Genomic DNA, 1,206 nt, shown 5'->3' with positions numbered 1-1,206 from the left:
GTGGTGAGATGGGTGAGCCTTGCGGAATGCCACGTCTGCTATCCCGGGCCTCCGTCGTGCGTTTCCTCCGACCTCGGTTATCGGTTTCTTCAACGGGGCATTCCAGCCACATCCGGATCAGATGCAGCACGCGCCGATCAACGATGCGCCGCGCGAGCGACAGCATCAATTCGGCGTGTGGAATACTTCCGAAGTAGTCCGCAAGGTCGGCGTCAACGACGTCCGTTTGCCCTCGATGCAGTCGCTCTTCCACCTCGATCACCGCTTGCTGGGCGTTTCGCCCCGCGCGATAAGCGTATTGCTCTTGTGGAAGGTCCGCTTCGAAGATCGGTTCGAGCACCAGCATCGCTGCTGTCATGCACACCCGATCTCGCAAGGTCGAGATGCCCAGTGGCCTCAGCTTGCCATTGGCCTTCGGGATAAACACTCTTCTGATAGGGTCCGGCCGGTAACTCTCCTGCCTGAGCGCAAGCGCCAGTTCGCCGAGCCACTTCTGCACCCCATACGCTTCGACCTCCGCGAAGTCTTGCCGATCGACACCCGGCGCGCCCTTGTTCGAACGGCACTGGGCATACGCATGCGCCAGCAAATCCTCGCGGTAGATCTTGTCGTACAGCGCATAGAAGCGATACCCGGCTTCTGCCTTCGCTTTCGCGTGTAACGCCATCTGCAGCTTCTGAACACTGATCGGAGTTGATAGGTTGCCCAATCTCCAGGTCCCTCACTACTTGTTGCGTTTGTCTTGAACTGAGGCCCCTTCCCTCCACCAGCGTTACCCGGCTTCATCGGTACTACGGGCCTCTCCGTCATCCCAAGGCGCCCGGCCTGTCCCTCACGGGCGTCCGGTTGGTCATCCCTGACCACGCCGAGGGACTTCCCGTGTTGCGTACGCTTTCCTTGTGTACATGCTGTCGCCACTACCCCGGCGCAGCGACTGGGCGTCCAGCCTGCTCATTCACCCAGCCGTATCAGCCTTCCCCGATAGGGTTGTCGGGTCGGCCTGCGCATCGACCTTTTCGAGGTTTGCTCGGCGTTCACTCGCGTTACGGCCTGCACACTCGCGCTGCCACCAATTCGTGACACGCATCACCGAAGGCTTCAACCGTTTCGTTACCTCCACGATTGCTCCGGTTGCTTCCGGCTGGAGCATTTGCCGGGTGGGACTTACACCCACTGGAAAGCGCCACCTTTTCACGGCGCACACCC

The 1,206-nt window shown here is 60.5% G+C and carries 1 protein-coding gene; it reads right to left on the bottom strand.

Features of this window, described 5'->3' with window-relative positions:
• On the bottom strand, positions 1-709 hold a 709-nt coding region (locus AWB81_RS43135; protein WP_235026264.1), incomplete at its 3' end, for a reverse transcriptase domain-containing protein.
• Positions 710-1,206: the final 497 nt, after the last annotated feature.

The organism is Caballeronia arationis (assembly GCF_001544975.2).
Lineage (GTDB): Bacteria > Pseudomonadota > Gammaproteobacteria > Burkholderiales > Burkholderiaceae > Caballeronia > Caballeronia arationis.
Note: the sequence above shows the minus strand (reverse complement) of the source record. Positions and strands in the feature narration are given on the sequence as shown.